Annotated in this window: 13 protein-coding genes; 8 read left to right on the top strand and 5 right to left on the bottom strand. The window is 66.6% G+C overall.

Features of this window, described 5'->3' with window-relative positions; genetic code table 11:
- Positions 1-369 (bottom strand): hypothetical protein (locus Y704_RS22075; protein ID WP_162149424.1); only part of this gene is annotated, 369 nt, incomplete at its 3' end.
- A gap of 492 nt (positions 370-861) precedes the next feature.
- Positions 862-1,941: an ADP-ribosylglycohydrolase family protein gene (locus Y704_RS0116130; RefSeq protein WP_026550873.1), complete on the bottom strand. Its 1,080-nt coding sequence runs from the start codon at positions 1,939-1,941 to the stop codon at positions 862-864.
- A 182-nt stretch (positions 1,942-2,123) separates the two neighbouring features.
- Between Y704_RS0116130 and Y704_RS22080 the strand changes: the two genes are divergently transcribed.
- The 5 genes from Y704_RS22080 (at position 2,124) to Y704_RS0116155 (ending at position 10,285) form a co-directional block, all read left to right on the top strand.
- Positions 2,124-3,119: an aquaporin gene (locus Y704_RS22080; RefSeq protein WP_051477256.1), complete on the top strand. Its 996-nt coding sequence runs from the start codon at positions 2,124-2,126 to the stop codon at positions 3,117-3,119.
- Positions 3,120-3,172: 53 nt separating this feature from the next.
- On the top strand, positions 3,173-4,336 hold the full coding sequence (locus Y704_RS0116140) for an exonuclease SbcCD subunit D (RefSeq protein WP_026550874.1): 1,164 nt from the start codon (positions 3,173-3,175) through the stop codon (positions 4,334-4,336).
- Between the two features lie 16 nt (positions 4,337-4,352).
- Positions 4,353-7,481, top strand: a complete 3,129-nt coding sequence (locus Y704_RS0116145; RefSeq protein WP_026550875.1) for an AAA family ATPase — start codon at positions 4,353-4,355, stop codon at positions 7,479-7,481.
- Between the two features lie 66 nt (positions 7,482-7,547).
- Positions 7,548-8,834: an MFS transporter gene (locus Y704_RS0116150; RefSeq protein ID WP_155850402.1), complete on the top strand. Its 1,287-nt coding sequence runs from the start codon at positions 7,548-7,550 to the stop codon at positions 8,832-8,834.
- A gap of 122 nt (positions 8,835-8,956) precedes the next feature.
- Positions 8,957-10,285 carry an MFS transporter gene (locus tag Y704_RS0116155; RefSeq protein ID WP_026550877.1) on the top strand — a complete coding sequence of 443 codons (1,329 nt, stop codon included), beginning with the start codon at positions 8,957-8,959 and terminating at the stop codon, positions 10,283-10,285.
- 394 nt (positions 10,286-10,679) lie between these two features.
- On the opposite strand, the gene Y704_RS0116160 is transcribed toward Y704_RS0116155, so the two are convergent.
- The 3 genes from Y704_RS0116160 to Y704_RS22090 all read right to left on the bottom strand — a co-directional run bounded on the left by Y704_RS0116160 (position 10,680) and on the right by Y704_RS22090 (position 13,916).
- Positions 10,680-11,714 (bottom strand): serine/threonine-protein kinase, encoded by a 1,035-nt coding sequence (locus tag Y704_RS0116160; RefSeq protein ID WP_026550878.1) that lies wholly within the window; start codon positions 11,712-11,714, stop codon positions 10,680-10,682.
- 123 nt (positions 11,715-11,837) lie between these two features.
- Complete coding sequence (locus Y704_RS22085) at positions 11,838-12,671, bottom strand: alpha/beta fold hydrolase (RefSeq protein WP_051477258.1); 834 nt, start codon at positions 12,669-12,671, stop codon at positions 11,838-11,840.
- 312 nt (positions 12,672-12,983) lie between these two features.
- Positions 12,984-13,916, bottom strand: coding sequence for a CPBP family intramembrane glutamic endopeptidase (locus Y704_RS22090; RefSeq protein WP_051477259.1), 933 nt, complete (start codon positions 13,914-13,916; stop codon positions 12,984-12,986).
- Positions 13,917-14,131: 215 nt separating this feature from the next.
- Between Y704_RS22090 and Y704_RS22095 the strand changes: the two genes are divergently transcribed.
- The 3 genes from Y704_RS22095 to Y704_RS24650 form a co-directional block, all read left to right on the top strand.
- A complete protein-coding gene (locus tag Y704_RS22095) occupies positions 14,132-14,917 on the top strand; it encodes an NUDIX hydrolase (RefSeq protein ID WP_051477261.1) in 786 nt (261 codons plus the stop codon).
- Positions 14,914-16,206: a quinolinate synthase NadA gene (nadA, locus tag Y704_RS0116180; RefSeq protein ID WP_026550879.1), complete on the top strand. Its 1,293-nt coding sequence runs from the start codon at positions 14,914-14,916 to the stop codon at positions 16,204-16,206. The genes Y704_RS22095 and nadA overlap by 4 nt, the downstream gene beginning before the upstream one ends.
- Positions 16,203-16,394, top strand: a 192-nt coding sequence (locus Y704_RS24650; protein WP_035773170.1) for an FAD-binding protein, incomplete at its 3' end; no start/stop codon positions are given. The genes nadA and Y704_RS24650, both read left to right, overlap by 4 nt.

Genomic DNA, 16,394 nt, shown 5'->3' on the forward strand with positions numbered 1-16,394 from the left:
CTCGTCGGCCCGCCGCAACCGCGAAAACCCGACCGAACCCCCAACACCCGAACCCCACCCCGACGCCGACGGATCAGCCGCGGTTGGTGCGGTGGTCCCGGGATCCCGCCGGCCGTACGCGGGGGCTTTCGCCGCCATCCCGTGGTGGCGCATCTCGTCCTGGAAGCGATCCTCCAACAGGTGCATCACCTCCGCCTGACCGGCCTGCGCCCACACCACCAGGGCCTCGAGTTTCGCCAGGGCATCCGTCAATCCCGGCCCATCGAGCAATTCGATGGAGAACAACCCGATCACTCCGCTCAGGCCGGGCTTGACCGTCGAAGATGCACCCGCATCCTCCGTCAACGGCTCTCCACCCCGACTTTCCATAGCAACAGCATCCCACCCACCACTGACATTTCTCCGCCGCACAGTTCCCCACCGGACAACCCGCAAACAGACAGCTCCCGCCCAAGGGACCCCGGCGGGAAAATCCCGCCGAAACCGTGCCGCACCCGAGCCCTCGACGCCGGCGGCGGCAGCCTCCCCCTGCCCGCCCGGCAGGCCGCGTCCACCCGCGCCGCAACAATTGGATCGGCACCCGACACCGGACGCCGGCGTGGTCCTTGACGGCATCACCGGTTCCACCTGCTTTACCGGGCTGGCCCCGACACTGGCTGCACGCACAGCCGAATTCCTGGCCGCCTTACGGCCGGACACCCACTCACCCGGCCGACAGAGAATCGCGGATGGACATCGTCCGCTTCGCGGTCTTCTGCGAAGGGTCGGCGTGCCTGCAGAGGTTGGCGGGACGGCCCTGAGCTACTGCCGTGCCGCGTGGGTTTCGAATCCCTGGTGTCGGATCCGGGAACGAGCGGAGGATCAGAGCCGGGACTTCTCGCCTGCAACGGCACCGATCAATGCGGACGCCATTTCCCTGACCACCCCGGTTCCCTCGACCAGGTCAAGCCATGCATCGGGAAACGCCTCGATTCCATAGCGGGTGCCCATCAGGTTTCCGACAAGTGAGCCTGTGGTTGCCGTGTTGCCCCCGGAGCCGACCGCAAGCTGCACTGCAGCCAGGATGTGTTCGGCTCCGCTCCGTGAGAGTTCCTCGGCGACGTTCCCCGCATCCCTTCCCGGAACAGCTGCAAGCACCGTGTAGATCGCGCGGGCGAGGGCTTCGTCCGCAGTCCATCCCGAGCCCAGCTCGGCAGGGAGCCCCGCGGAAGCGGGTGTATTGCCGGCAGCGGCGAGAGCAACAGCACGGTTGAGCGCGGCGGCGAGGCCGTCGTCGTCGGCCGCTCCTGCCTGCTCCGCTGCCTTCCTGACGGCTTCGTCGAACGGCATGGCCTCGACAGCAAGCCGGTGAATCAACGACGCGAAAACGGCAGCAGCGGTTTTCGCCGCACTGTGTCCGTGGGTGAGGGCTGCGGCGTCGCGGGTCAGTCTGTCTACCATGCTGAGGGGGATCCGGGGCACGAGACCGAAGGGCGCGGAGCGGGATAGCGCGCCGGCATCCTGCGCCGACCGGTTGACCGGGCGGTGGCGAGTGCCCATGTCGCCGGTCAGTAGACCGGTAATCGAGGTGCTGCCCGGATTTCGGCGGGCCCGCAGGACGGCGTGGCCATCGATGGGGCGCGGCGGCGGCGACGGCGCGATCGGTGCCGGCACTTCGCCCTGCGTGGCAAGCCAGCGCAGGTACGCCAACCAGAGGCACGCCGTCTCATCGGCGGCAACGCCGTCGTTGGCCCACTCCAGCGCGTCCACCAGGCCGTCCACGGTATACAGCGTGAGCTGGGTGTCCTCGGCAAAAGGAAGACCGCCGGCCGCACGCCGCAGCATGGCAAGAGTGTCTTCCGGCGTTGTCGCCTGCTGCTGCGCATAGCCCAGCGCGTTGCCAAGTGCTCCGCCAAGAAGGCAGCCCATGACCTGGTCGGGATATGTCGGTTCGATTGCCACCGAACCAGTCTAGGGGCGGGGAACCGCCGCGCCGCTCCTCCCTCGCCCTGCGCCTTCAGGGCTCACCCGGCTTAGGATGGAAGGCTGAACCGGTTCGCGCAGGCAGCACTTCCCGCACGCGAGCGGGGCCGGCTCGCTGCCCCGTCCGCCGACCGAATCCATCAACCAAGGGAATCTCCTTCATGTCGCACGAAAGCCCGCATGTTCTCGCTACAGGCTTTGCCGAACCGCACGAAAAGGCCCGCGCGCCGGCCCAGCCCCTGCGCAGCTACGGCCTCGGGGTGAGGTCGGCTGCTGAGGGCGCGGGATCTTTCCTGGTGGTCCTGGCCGGAATCGGCGTCACCACCCTGAACACCGACGCCGGGATCCCGCCCGTGCTCGCTTTCGGATTCGGCCTGCTGGCTGCGTTCATCGCCTTCGGTCATGTGTCCGGCGGACACTTCATTCCCGCCATCACCCTCGGCTCGGCTGTCGCCGGCCGGACACCGTGGCGCTCTGTCGTTCCCTACATCGTGGCGCAGGTCCTCGGGGCGGTGGCGGCCACGGGGTTCCTGTGGCTTATCCTCAGCGCCAACAGCCAGTTGCCCGATTCGACAACCCTGTTCTCCGTCGGGGCGAACGGCTTCGGCGAGCACTCGGCTGTGCAGTTCCCGCTGACGAGTTCGTTCCTCGCCGAGGTAGTGGCCACGGCGCTCCTGGTGGCGGTATTCCTCGGAGCCACTGCACGCCTCGCCAATCGGGCCGTGGCGCCGTTTGCCGTCGGCCTGGCGTACGCGGCCCTGCTGACCGTGCTGCTGCCGATCACCAACGGCTCCATGAACCCCGCGCGCTCTACGGCCGCAGCGATCTTCTCGGAGGGCTGGGCCCTTGAGCAGCTGTGGCTCTTCTGGGCTGCTCCTGTGGTCGGAGCGGTTCTCGCCGGCTTGATCTACCGGGGTGCTGACCTTCCGTCGAAGGAAATCGCTGCCCCTTCCGGTGCAGCCTCACCTGCATCCGCGACTGTGACCGCAGCTGAATCCTCGACGGATTCCTCGCCCGCATCCGCTTCCGCATCCCCTTCAGCGGAGCCGAAAACGGACTCGCGGTCGTTCTTCGACCAGGAGAACGACGACGCCATCCATGCGGCTCCCGCTGACCGCGACGGCGGTGAGCCCACTCCAGGGAATCCCGGACGGTAGGCCCCCCGGCGCTTCGCCCTGAATTGTCCGACCCACAAGGTAGCGTTCCAAACATGCGGTTACTCCACACCTCCGACTGGCACCTTGGACGGTCGTTCCACGGAACCGGCACCCTCGCTGCACAGCGGATTTTCATCGACAACCTCGAGAAAACGGTGAGGGAGTTCGAGGTCGATATCGTGCTCATCGCGGGTGACGTGTACGACCGCGCGCTCCCCGGAGTCGACGTCGTCGAGCTCTTCGACGATGCACTGGAGCGACTCACCGCCGCCGGTGCGACAGTCATCATCTCGAGCGGAAATCACGATTCCGCCACCCGGTTGGGGTTCGGCGGGAGGATCCTCGAGCGCGGGGGTGTGCACCTGCGCACGCGGCTCGAGGACCTCGCCCGCCCGGTGCTGCTGCCGCTCGACCATGGGGTGGAGTTGGCCGTCTACGGGGTGCCGTACCTGGAGCCCCGGATCGTTGGCGCCGCCCTCCATGCCGACCCGCCCACCCACACCACGGTCACTGAGGCCGCGCTCCAGCTGATCGACGACGATCTTCGTCGTCGGCGGCGTTCGGGCACCGTCTATTCCCTGGTCATGGCGCATACCTTCGCCAGCGGCGGCGCCAGCTCGGACAGCGAGCGTGAGCTGGCGCTCGGCGGACTGGGAGCCGTGCCGCTCAGCCTGTTCGAGCGGTTCGACTACACGGCCCTCGGCCACCTTCACGGCCAGCAGCAACTCACTCCCACTGTGCGGTATTCGGGCTCGCCCCTGCCGTACTCGTTTTCCGAAGCACGGCAGACGAAGGGTGCCTGGCTCGTGGAATTCTCCGCCGCCGGCCTCGGGGACATCACTCCGGTCAGCTGGGCCCCGGCCAAACGGCTGGCCGTGCTGGAGGGACGCCTCGAGAGCCTGCTCGACGACGCTGCCCTGACATGGGCCGAAACCGCCTTCTGCCAGGTGACGCTGACCGACCCCGAGCGGCCCGCCAGTGCTATGGACCGGTTGCGGGAGCGGTTCCCTGAAACTCTGGTGCTCGTCTTTTCGCCTGAGGGACAGTCCGCGGGAGACACCCGGACCTATAGCCAGCGGATTGCCGAAGCGGAGGACGATTCCGATATCTGCTGCGGGTTCCTTGAGCATGTCAGGAAAAGGCAGGCATCTGCCGAAGAACGTGCGCTCATCGACACGACCATCAACGCGGCCCTGAGCCTCGCTGCAGAGCGTTGAAAGGCGGACACCTTCCATGAGGCTCCACTCCCTCTCCATCCAGGCTTTCGGACCGTTCGCAGAAAAGCAGAGCGTCGACTTCGACGCGCTTGCCGCTCAGGGACTGTTCCTGCTGAACGGACCCACAGGCGCAGGGAAATCAAGTGTGCTCGATGCCATTTGCTTTGCCCTGTACGGCTCACTGCCGGGAGCGCGTCAGGCGATGAAGCGCCTGCGCAGTGACCATGCTCCGGCGGGCCTCGCCCCCGAGATCGAGCTCGAATTCAGCGTGGGAAAGCGCCGATTCCGGGTGCAGCGGTCACCCCAGTGGGAAAGACCGTCGAAACGCGGCAGCGGAACGACCACCGAGCATGCCCGCACACTGCTGAGCGAACTGGTGGGGGAGGACTGGGTCCAGAAGTCCATCCGCAACGACGAGGCCTCCGGCGAGCTCCGGGCGCTGCTGGGTATGGACAAGGAGCAGTTCACCCGGGTGGTCATGCTGCCGCAGGGGGAGTTCGCGGCCTTCCTTCACTCCGACGCTAAATCGCGCGGGGCGCTTCTGCAGCGGCTCTTCTCGACGGACCGCTTCGAGAACGTGGAGGCGATGCTGACGGAAAAGGCACGGATCACGGCGTCGGCACTTGCAGCCGCGGAAGCCGAGCAGCTCCACACACTCAGGAGGGCTGTCGACGAGGCTGCCCGCCACGGTATCGCGTCCGAGGTACCGGATACTTCGAACGCTGACGATCCTGACTTTCCCGGCCCTGTCCCTACGTCAGGGGCCGCCGGCGACGGACGAACGGGCGCCGGGGATGAGCCGGCGGCCCGGAAGGTGCAGCGGCTCCTCCAGTTGCTCGAGGACCGGTGCCTGGAAGCCCACCGCGGAGTGCAGGCGGCATCGCGAACCCTCGACGACGGCGCGGTGTCCCTCGCCCGCCTTCAGTCGCGTCGGGCCAACGCTGTCGCCCTGGGCCGCCTGCGCGAAGCGCAGCGCAGGCATGACGACGAGCGCGGCGGGATCCTCATCCTGCAGTCAGCGGTGGAGCGGCACCAGACTGCCCGGCTGCTGGAGGGTGAACTTCGCGCTGTGCAGGAAGCCGGCGAGGACCATCGGAGTGACCAGTCAGCGAAAGCGGCGGCCTTCGCCGCGTTGCTGGGCAACGACCTTGCCCGGGCCTATGTGCAGGGCGGGGAACATGATTCGTTGACCCCGGAAAGTCGAACCCCCGGACAGCTGGCGCAGGCGTGCAGGGAGGTGTCGGCCGAACTAGGAGTTCTGCGTGCCGCGCTGCCCGACGAGGACCGCCTGACAGCCATCCGTCGCGAGAGTGCCGACTCCGCCGCCGAGGTGGAGCGTCTCCGCGAGCGGGAGCGAAAGGCCCTGGCGCTGGCTGACGAGCTGCAGGGCTCCCGGACGATCGCCGAGGACCAGGCGCAGGTACTGGGGGAGGCTGCCCGGGGTATCGAGAACTGGACCAGGGAACTCGAGGCAGCAGCAGCAGTCGAAGAGGTGATCCGGGACCACGGGTCCGCTGAACAGCGGCGGGTCGAGGCGGAGGCGGGTTACGCTGCGGCGCTTGAGGAGCACCTTGAGCTCAAGGAGTTGTGGTTATCGAAGCTGCAGATACGGCTTGAGCAGGCAGCGGTAGAACTCGCCTCGCAGTTGGTCGATGGTGAGGCCTGCGCGGTCTGTGGCAGCCCCGAGCATCCGCTGCCTGCTGAGCCTCACGGTTCGGAGCGGGTGACCCACGCCGGAGAGCAGCTCGCCCGCGAGGCGCAGTCGGCAGCCGAGCAGCGGCTGGGTGAAGTGCGCGTCGAGCGGGACGCCGCCAGGATGGAAACGACGCGCCTCGCCGCGCTGGGCGGGGCGGGATCCATCGACGATGCACGCGCCGCCACCGGACGTGCCCGGCACGGGCTCCGGGCGGCAGAGGAAGCTTCACGGAAGTATGAGAAGGTGCGCGCCGACGTCGTCCGACTGCGTGGGGAGGAACAGGCGGTAGCCGCGGAGCTCGAGCAGGATCGCCAGGGCGCCGCCGACGCCGCCGCGCGGGTTTCCAGCCTCCGGAGCCAGGAACGTGAGATGTCCGGACGGCTCGAGGGCTTCCGGGGAGGATTTCCGAGCCTGCGGGACCGGGTTGAGGCCGTGGTGGAAGGTCAGGCGCTGTTGATCGGCGCGCAGGACGCCCAGGCATCCGCAGCGAGGACGGAGGTGCGGCTGGAGAAAGCCGGGCGGGTGCTGGAGGATCTTCTCGGGACGACGATCTTCACCGACGGGGACGAGGCGCGCGCTGCGCTTCTTCCGTCACGAACCGTCGAGGCTCATGCGGACACGCTCCGTTCGTATGACGGCGCCGGGCACCGGCTGTCGATCGAATGGGAGGACGCTGCCGTCGTGTCGGCCCTGGCGGATGAGGAGGCGGGCCTTCCAGTGCCCACTCCGGACGAGGTCGACGCCGCAACGACAGCACACGAGGAACGCACCGAAGAGGCCGGCGTGGCTGCCGTCGCCGCCCAGCTCCTTCATCAATCGGTCAGTCAGGTCAAGGCCTACCGCACCCTTCTCCACCAACAGGAAGTGGTGGCAGTGCCGCTGCGCGAAGAACACCTCCTTGTCTCGTCAGTGGCCGAGACGGCGCGCGGCGGAGGGGAGAATGCCTACAAGATGTCACTGAGCACCTACGTCCTGGCGTCCAGGCTGGAGCAGGTCGCCGAGGCTGCCACCGAGCGTTTGCGCGCGATGTCCGACGGACGCTACGCACTCGTACACAGTGACGCCCATGCGGGCAACAAGCGGTCAGGGCTCGGACTGAACGTGGTTGATGAGTGGACGGGCAACCAGCGGGACACCGCAACGCTGTCCGGGGGGGAATCGTTCATGGCCTCGCTGGCCATGGCACTCGGTCTCGCGGACGTTGTCCAGCAGGAAGCGGGAGGGCTGGACATCGAGACCCTCTTCGTCGATGAGGGGTTCGGATCCCTCGACGACCAGGCACTTGAACAGGTCATGGATGCGCTGGAGGGGCTGCGCAGCGGGGGACGGGTTGTGGGGCTCGTCAGTCACGTCGCCGAGTTGAAGCAGCGGGTCACCGCCCAGCTCCAGGTCGTGAAGGGCCGCAAGGGCTCCAGCCTGAGGTATGTGGAGCAACTCCAGAGCGTGTAAAATCAGAGCGTTACCGGGTTCGGCGCATCGGGAGGAGGGACGATGCGCGTCTGACCTGTACCCGGAATGAGAATGTACAAGACGCCAGAAACCCCCCAGACGGCACCCATCGAACCAGCCAGGCGAAGCAGGCTCGGCCGCTTCGGAGTACTCCCCGAACTGGCCGGACGCTCGTTCCTCCCTCTCGGCCTGTTCGCACGGCTGCCGCTCGCAATGCTGACCGTCGGAGCCCTGACCCTCGCCACGTCCGCCAGCGACTCGTACGCGGTCGGAGGGTTCGCCGCCGGAGCGGTGGGCGTCGGATCCGCACTCGGCGCTCCCGTCCTCGGCCTGTTCGCAGACCGTCTCGGCCAGCGCCCGGTGCTGGTCATCGCAGCACTCCTCAACACCGTGGCGATCACACTCTTCATCGGCTCCGTCTCCTCGGTCGCCGGATTCTCCGGGTCCGCGCTCATCCTCGTTCTGACTTCTGCGTTCGGAATGGGCTTCACGTGCCCGCAGATCGGACCGCTGGCACGTGTCCGCTGGATGGCTCTGACCCGGGACAGGCCCGATGCCGACCTCGACACGGCACTGTCCTACGAAAGCACCGCCGATGAACTGACGTTCGTGCTCGGACCAGCGCTCGTGGGCTTGCTGGCGAGCCTGATCGCACCCTGGCTGCCGCTCGCGCTGGCCGCAGTGCTGACCGTAGTGCTGGTGATCGCCTTCGCCGTTCATCCCACCGCCGCTGTTGTCGTGCCGAACGGGCGCGGGGCGGGGAAGCGGAACCGGACGGCGCAGGGTCCTGCAGCGCCATGGTCACTCGTCGTCCTGCCGGTGGCCGGCATGGTGGCCATGGGAACCTTCTTCGGATCAACCCAGGCCGCTCTCATCGCCTTCGCCGGCCAGTTCGGGGCGGCCACGTCGGCCGGCCTGCTCTACGCGGTCATGGGGCTCAGTTCCGCGGCTGCTGCCCTGTCCGTCGCCTACTGGCGACAGTCACTGTCACACCCGCTGCGGTGGGTCCTCGCTGCAGGAGGAATGGTTGCACTGACGGGCCTGCTCTTCCTTCCGCAGACCACCGCGCCGATGCTGCTGGTCCTGTTCCTGCTCGGCATTCCCGTGGGCCCCACCATGGTCACGATTTTCAGCATCGGGTCCATCGTTGCCCCGAAACACCTGATGGGAACAGTGATGACCCTTCTGGCCAGCGGCATCGTCGCGGGAACGGCGCTGGGATCTTCAGTGGCCGGACTCCTCGCGGACAGCGCGGACCCCACCCGGGTCTTCCTCATCCCGCTGTGCGCCGCCGTCGCGCTTCTTGCCCTCGGTTCGACGAGTGCGGCAATCCTCCGCCCGAAGGACCGGTAGGGCGGCTGTCCGACACCAGCCCATCGGCCGGATGGCGCGGGAACCGTCCGTACAGGGTATGATTTCGCTCACAGTAACCGAACGTTCTGTCAGTAAATAAGGCCCGTCCATCTGGAGTGACAATGACGTCTTCAACCGTCGCGCAGGGCACTGCGCACCGCACATCGCCGGAGGAGCGCCGCGTCCTCGCGGGCACCCTCGTCGGAACCACCATCGAATGGTACGACTTCTTCATCTTCGCGCAGCTGACGGCAACCGTGCTGTCGGCCCTGTTCCTGACTCCGCTCCAGGGCTCCGACCCCGGACTCGCCCAGGTGCTTGCCTTCTCCCTGATCGGTATCAGTTTCCTGTTCCGGCCTTTGGGTGCGATCGTCGCGGGCCACCTGGGTGACCGCTTCGGTAGGAAGTCGGTCCTCGTCGGCACACTGATCCTGATGGGTGCAGCTACGGCGCTGATCGGGCTGCTGCCCACCTATGCCCAGATCGGAGCATGGGCTCCGGTCCTCCTGATCCTCCTGCGCATCGTCCAGGGCTTCTCCGCCGGAGGCGAATGGGGCGGGGCCGCGCTCATGTCCGTGGAGCACGCACCACTCAGCAAGAGGGGCATTTTCGGCGCATATCCCCAGATCGGGGTGCCGATCGGCATGATCCTTGCAACCGGTACCCTCCTCGGGCTCCGGACGGCCATCCCCGAGGACCAGTTCCTCGAATGGGGCTGGCGCGTGCCCTTCCTTCTGTCCGTGGTGCTGATCGTCATCGGCTATGTGATCCGCCGCGCCGTCAGTGAAAGTCCCGTCTTCAAGGAGCTCTCCGCCCGCAAGGCCGAGAGCAAGGCGCCGCTGCGCGAGCTGTTCAGGAAGAACACCCGCGAGGTACTCCTCGCTGCCGTCATCTTCATCGGCAACAACGCCGCCGGCTACCTCGTGATCGCCTTCTTCATCTCCTATGCCACGGGAACCCTGGGAATGCCGCTGGTTCCTGTGCTGCTGGCAACAACCCTCGCGTCCTTCGGCTGGCTGATCTTCACGATGGTGGGCGGGTGGCTGTCGGACCGCATCGGCAGGGTCCGGACGTTCCAGATCGGTTACGCGCTGATCTTCGTCTGGATGCTACCGCTGTTCATGCTGGTCGACACAGGCAACATCGTGCTGTACGGCGTCGGCCTCTTCGTCCTGACGATCGGCCTGGGCCTGTCCTACGGACCCATGTCGGCCATGTACGCCGAGATGTTTCCTGCGGAGGTGCGCTACTCCGGCATCTCCATCGGTTACGCACTCGGGGCAATCCTCGGCGGAGCGTTTGCAGCAACCGTTGCACAGTTGCTCCTCAAGACGTACGAATGGTCGGGGTCCGTGGCCATCTACATCATGGTTCTCTGCGTCATCTCCTTCATCGGGGTGTCGATGGTCCGTGAAACCAAGGGTGCCGAACTGGGCGTATCGGAGCACTGAGCCGGTACCGGTCGTCGTTCGGCCAGGGGAACCGCCGCGGGGGTTCAGCCCAGCCACTGGTCGGGAGAGTGGACGCTGGCCGGATGAATCCTGGCGCGGGCAGTCCTGTGCAGGATGAGGCCCTTGACGCACGCCGCGACCGCTCCGGCCGCGGCGTGCGGGTCCTGACGACACCTGCCGTCGCGCTGATCGGTGCCGGGAACCCCGTAAGCACACTGCGTCCCCTCGCGGCTACGAGGGGTACGCCGCTGACTCGGGAGTGGAGTTCGTCGACAGCGGCCGGCATCTCGCTACCGGGGAGCGACCGGACGCCGTACGTGAAGGCGCCTGTAGCTTCGTTGAACCTTCCCGGCTCGCTGATGGATCCGACGTGGATCGTCCGACGACGCCGGCTTCAGCCCAGGCTTGGTGACCGGGAAGGCGGCGCGGGGATATGGACATTTCCGTTAGTAACGCCTCCGGTGATCATGCCGCCGGTCGGAATTTCTCCGGTGTTACCGGATTCGCCCGGCTGGCGCCCGTGCGGCGGACGGACGACGGCGGGAGCCGTCGACGGAGCCGACTCCGGCGGCAGCCCCACCACAGAGAAGGCCGAGCCGTCGTCGGAGTGGGTCCGGAGCAGGAGCGCGACCTCGTGAGCGCTGGGCCGTACCAGGGGATCCCGAGCCGTCATCAGCTTCAGCAGGCCTACCCAGTCGGGGCCCAGCCACAGCGGGACCACTGGATCGCGGAGCAGGCGTGCGAGGGCGGCTTCGACGATGGGGCCGGGAAACGCCTTCTCCCCAGTGAGGCACTCCAACAGTACGAGGCCCAGGGAATAGATATCGCTGCTACCCTCGACCGCAATGCCCTGGGCCTGCTCGGGACTGAGGTAGTTGGCCGTCCCGATGGTCGCGCCGGCAGCTGTCGCCATAGTGGCGTCAACCATCCTCGCGATCCCGAAGTCGGTGAGTTTCGGGTACATGCGGGTGTCGTTGTCGCCGTTGTCGCCGGAGTGGAACATCAGGATGTTTGCCGGCTTGACGTCCCGGTGCACCACTCCCTGCGAATGGATGTAGGCGAGGGCATCGGCGAGATCAGCGCCCACCTGTGCGACTTCGGCCGCCTGGAGGGGACTCTTCTTCAGAAGCTTGCGAAGGTCCTCGCCGTCGATGAGCTCCATGACCAGAAAGCCCGAGGCCCGTCCGTCCGCGTCCTCGTACATGCCGGCGTCGTGGAGAGCGACGAGCCCCGGATGGTTCAGCGTGGACAACAGCATGGTCTCGGTGTGCTGCCGGCGGTACTCGTCGTCGTCGGACATGGTGGGATTGAAGAGTTTGATCGCTACGTCGCGGCCCAGGTTCCTGTCCACCGCCCGGTACACCGAAGCAGCACCACCGACGCCCAAGAGGGTCGTGGTCTGGTAACGCTCGGCAAGGAGCACATCCATGGGTGTTCTCCTGGAAGCTGAATGTGGGAAGAGTGAGACCGCTGGATCAAAGATAAGCCTACTGATCACTTCCGATTATAGCGCGGTCGCATCCGGCGCCCGCGCCGAGGCAGGCCGACTTTATCAAATCTTTATGCTGGGAGTGCCCTCTTGCGTTTCCTGTCCGAGGAAGCTGACGGCTGCTGCCTTGAAGGCATGGGAGGTGATTGCATTGGAATGGGTGCGCCCCGGCAGCCACTCGAGCTGCGCCCGGGGGGCGAGGGCGGCGAGCTCGGGAGCTGACCGGGCGAATTCGTCCTGATCGCCGACCACCAGGAGAAGCGGGACCTTCGGCACAGCCTCGGCCGCCACGAAGGGTTCGGCCTTGACAGCCTCGACCATCGTGAGCAGGGCGAAGACGTTGTTGGAGGGGACGAGCCTGGCCATCCGCAGGAGGTTCGCCGTCGAGGTGTCAGTGATGGGTACCCCGTCGGTGATGAACAGCTGGGCGGCGTTCAGGTCGAACGCCGCGAGGGGATCCTCCATGCCGGGCCCGCCAAGCACCATGCGGTGCACAAGTTCGGGTTGGGTGCCGCCGAATTCCCAGGCGAGGCGGGCGCCGAGCGAGTACCCGATGATGTCCACCCCTGAGGCTGCGTGTCCGGCCGCAAGCGGCAGGACTCCCTCGTCCTGGAGGATCTGCAGGAGATCGGCACGGATACGGCTGGGGGAGTAGGCATCACGTTCCTCGGGAGCTGCACTTCCGCCGTGGCCCGGCAGGTCAACCGTGATGACGCTCCTGCCGGCGTCGTTGAGGTACCGCACCCATCCCGTGTCGATCCAATTGAGCCGCGACGACGAGGCGAACCCGTGCAGTAGAAGGACGGGGCGTTGGTCGGTCCCGCCCTTTGCCGGATGCAGCGCCACCAACAGCTGCGGATCCGTGCCTTCCACCAAATGATCGCTGTGTCGTCCCATAGCCGCCCCCTGTGGATTGTGTGCCCGACCCGACGGGCCGCGCATGACCTAGATTACCCACCGCCGGCACTTCGCCCATCGACTGCGCAGCAATTACCGGCTCACCCCCGGCAAGTCGTGATTGCTGCGCACTCGATGGCTGGAAAGGGTGCATGGAACTGGGCCAGGCAGGCGGACCAGGCAAAGGGGGAAGCGGCGGAAACGCGTGCCCCATTGAACACATTCCCGCCGCGAGGCCAGCTTCCAGCCGGCACCTGTGAGCTTAGTCACCCCATGGGGGCGACGCAACCCCTGCCACATTGCCGTTCGTGCTCAGGACAGCCGCGGCGGCGCACCGCTGGCCACAGGCTCGGCAGCGGCCGGAGGTACCCTGGTGAGTGTGTCAGCGCCGTACCTTTTAAGCACCCACAGGGCGATCGCCCACGGCAGCACGCCGAAGATCACCTGCGCGGTGTAGTTGCCGGAAGACAAGACCACGTAGGACTGGATGGTGTTGCTCAGGCCATGGAGCACGATGATCCAGAAAAGGCTGCCGGTGCTGTTGTAGATCCAGGTGAGGACGATGGTCCAGCCGACGGCTCCGAACGTGAGTCCAAGGAGGACCGTGACAGCCATGGGGATCGTCAGTTCATTCCGCAGCAGCGGCAGGAGCATGTTCGAAGGCAGATGCCACAAACCCCAGGCGAAGCCAAGGATCCAGCTCGCCTTCTCTGCGGTGCGGGTCCGCTGCAACTGGGGCAGGGCGTATCCGCGCCAGCCGAACTCCTCGGCCATGCCGGTGAAGACGATCATGGAGACCAGGAACGGGATCGCCATCCCGAGCGGGACGACGAACGAGTAGCGGAGGGGTGCGAACCCGCTGATCGCGTACCCCAGCAGCACGCTCGCGAGGCTCAGGCCGAGCGGCACCAGCACGATGATGGCGATCCACCGCGCCGGGATGCGCACCCGGACTGCCCGGCGAAACAGGTTCTTCAGGCCTGCCCTGCCGTGGAAGAGCGCCGTGACGACGATCCCGGCCACACTGGGTCCGAAGGAGAATGAGAAGGTGAGGAAGACGAGCGCAAAACCGGGGTCCAGATTGCCGCCGAACAGTGCCAGGAGGTGCAACAAGTTCGACTCGTTGTCGAGGTTCTGACCGCGACTGTGGGCGAAGAGGTAGGCGGGAATCTGAACGGACCAGGTGATGGCATAGGCAAGGACGAAAAACAGAGGCACCTGCAGCTTGCGCAACCCTGTATCCATGGCACCACACCAGCTTCGCGGGACATCCAGACCAACAGTGTAGAACCCGGTGAGCCCGTCGTACAGCGACCGCGGTGATTCGTTCCGTCGCCCGTCGCGCGGCGAAACAATGCCGACCGCGCCACGCTGCCGGCCGGAATGGGCTATAGTTTCCACTGAGTAAAGGTCACTCTGACTTTTACTCGACGACTTCGCTGATGCAGGAAGGATCTGTCATGGCTTACCCATCGGCGAATGTCTCCGAACGGGAGCTTCAGTCTCCGTCCCTGGCCCTCTCCACCGTCATCTTCGCCCTTCGACACGATCCGCAATCGGGCCGTCCCGAGCTGTGGCTGCCCCTGGTGCGGCGGATACGCCAGCCTCACCACGGAAAGTGGGCCCTTCCCGGCGGTCCACTGGCAAGCCATGAGTCGCTCCAGGACGCAGCGGCCCGAAACCTGTCGGAAACCACCGGGCTCGATCCCCGGTACCTTGAGCAGCTCTACGCTTTCGGCGGCGTGGACCGGGCAGCGGCGCAGCGCCTCGTGTCGATCGTCTACTGGGCGCTGGTGCAGCCCGACGAAGCCCAGCTGGCCCGCGAATCGGAGAACGTCCGGTGGTTCCGGGCCGACTCCCTCGGACCACTGGCTTTCGACCACAACGAGATCGTGGACTATGCGCTGTGGCGGCTTCGGAACAAGATGGCATACGGCTCCATCGCCTACCACTTCCTGGGCGAGCGCTTCACACTCGCCCAGGTGCGGGAGGTGTACGAGGCGGTTCTGGGCCGTGCGCTCGATCCGGCGAACTTCCGGCGCCATCTGCGTGCCGCTCCCGACATCGCCGCGACCGACGAATTCCGGCAGGGCGGGCGCCACCGGCCGCCCCGGCTGTACCGCTACACCGGTACCAGCACGCCGGTCGGTGGAGCGTCGGCCGCGACCGGCGCCACAGCCACCCCACCGCCAGATACCGCCGCCTCCAGTCCGCCCGTTCCGGTCAACGCAGGGAGAAACCCATGACCTCGGTCAGCACCTCGATCCAGCTTCTGTCCCGCCTCGACGCTGAACGGTCGGTCGCAGCTGCAGCGCGCACCTGCTCCCCGAATCTCGCCTCCGCTCCCTGGGCGTTCGACTCCGCGCCGCTTCCCGGGTACGGGCCGGGTGCGTCCATGGCGGATCGTGCCCCCGCCGCGACACCCCGCCAGGGGGAGCTACCCGCGGAGTACCGAACGGCGTCCGAGGATGAACTCGACCGTCGGATCCTCGCGGCACGGGACGCCCTCGGCGACAGGGTGGTGATCCTTGGGCACTTCTACCAGCGTGATGAGGTGGTGAAGTACGCCGATTTCGTGGGGGACAGCTACCAGCTGGCCCGCGCCGCGACGGAGCGCACAACGGCCGATGCCATCATCTTCTGCGGCGTCCACTTCATGGCGGAAACGGCGGACATGCTGTCGCAGCCCGCGCAGGCGGTCATCCTTCCCAACCTCGCGGCCGGGTGCTCGATGGCCGACATGGCGGATATCGACTCCGTCACCGAGTGCTGGGAACAGCTCGCCGAGCTGTTCGGAACCGAGCCCGACGACGACGGCAGGGTTCCGGTGATTCCCGTCACCTACATGAACTCGTCGGCCGCGCTGAAGGCGTTCTGCGGCAGGAATGGCGGAATCGTCTGTACGTCGTCGAACGCCGCCGCCGTTCTGCAGTGGGCTTTCGAGCGCGGGCAGCGCGTCCTCTTCTTCCCGGACCAGCACCTCGGACGCAATACCGCCAAGGCCATGGGCGTAGCCCTCGAACACATGCCGCTCTGGAATCCCCGCAGGGCATGGGGCGGCACCGACACGCAGACCCTGCTGGAGTCTCAGGTAATTCTGTGGCACGGGTTCTGTTCCGTGCACAAGCGCTTCACCGTCGATCAGATCAGGACGGCGCGGGACGAACACCCAGGGGTGAGGATCATTGTGCACCCGGAATGCCCCATGGAAGTGGTCGATGCCGCTGACGAGGCAGGCTCGACGGACTACATCCGCAAGGCCGTCGCCGCAGCCCCGCCGGGTAGCATCTTCGGCGTCGGAACCGAGATCAACATGGTCAACCGGCTCGCGGCAGAGCACCCCGAGCACACGATCTTCTGCCTCGATCCGGTCATCTGCCCCTGCTCCACGATGTACCGGATCCACCCCGGCTACCTTGCCTGGGTGCTCGAGGCCCTGGTGCGCGGCGAGGTGCTGAACCGCATCACCGTCCCCGACGATATTGCCGAACCGTCCCGGATCGCCCTGCAGCGCATGCTCACGGTGCGGCCGTGAAGCCGGGCGCACCGGCACTGCTCGTCGTGGTGGTGGGCGGGGGCGCGGCAGGACTGTATACGGCGCTGACGGTTCGTTCCCTCGACCCCGGCGCGGGCGTGACGCTGCTGACAAAGAGCAGCATCGACGAGAGCAACACCTGGTATGCACAGGGCGGCATCGCCGCCGTCGTCCCGGCAGAGAAACTG

The sequence above is a fragment of the Arthrobacter sp. Br18 genome (genome assembly GCF_000520555.1).
In the GTDB taxonomy this organism is placed as follows: domain Bacteria; phylum Actinomycetota; class Actinomycetes; order Actinomycetales; family Micrococcaceae; genus Arthrobacter_D.

Coding starts and splice junctions, on each gene's coding strand:
- Y704_RS22080 (WP_051477256.1), top strand. CDS start 2,124: ATGTCGCACGAAAGCCCGCATGTTCTCGCTACAGGCTTTGCCGAACCG.
- Y704_RS0116140 (WP_026550874.1), top strand. CDS start 3,173: ATGCGGTTACTCCACACCTCCGACTGGCACCTTGGACGGTCGTTCCAC.
- Y704_RS0116145 (WP_026550875.1), top strand. CDS start 4,353: ATGAGGCTCCACTCCCTCTCCATCCAGGCTTTCGGACCGTTCGCAGAA.
- Y704_RS0116150 (WP_155850402.1), top strand. CDS start 7,548: ATGAGAATGTACAAGACGCCAGAAACCCCCCAGACGGCACCCATCGAA.
- Y704_RS0116155 (WP_026550877.1), top strand. CDS start 8,957: ATGACGTCTTCAACCGTCGCGCAGGGCACTGCGCACCGCACATCGCCG.
- Y704_RS0116160 (WP_026550878.1), bottom strand. CDS start 11,714: ATGGATGTGCTCCTTGCCGAGCGTTACCAGACCACGACCCTCTTGGGC.
- Y704_RS22085 (WP_051477258.1), bottom strand. CDS start 12,671: ATGGGACGACACAGCGATCATTTGGTGGAAGGCACGGATCCGCAGCTG.
- Y704_RS22090 (WP_051477259.1), bottom strand. CDS start 13,916: ATGGATACAGGGTTGCGCAAGCTGCAGGTGCCTCTGTTTTTCGTCCTT.
- Y704_RS22095 (WP_051477261.1), top strand. CDS start 14,132: ATGGCTTACCCATCGGCGAATGTCTCCGAACGGGAGCTTCAGTCTCCG.
- nadA (WP_026550879.1), top strand. CDS start 14,914: ATGACCTCGGTCAGCACCTCGATCCAGCTTCTGTCCCGCCTCGACGCT.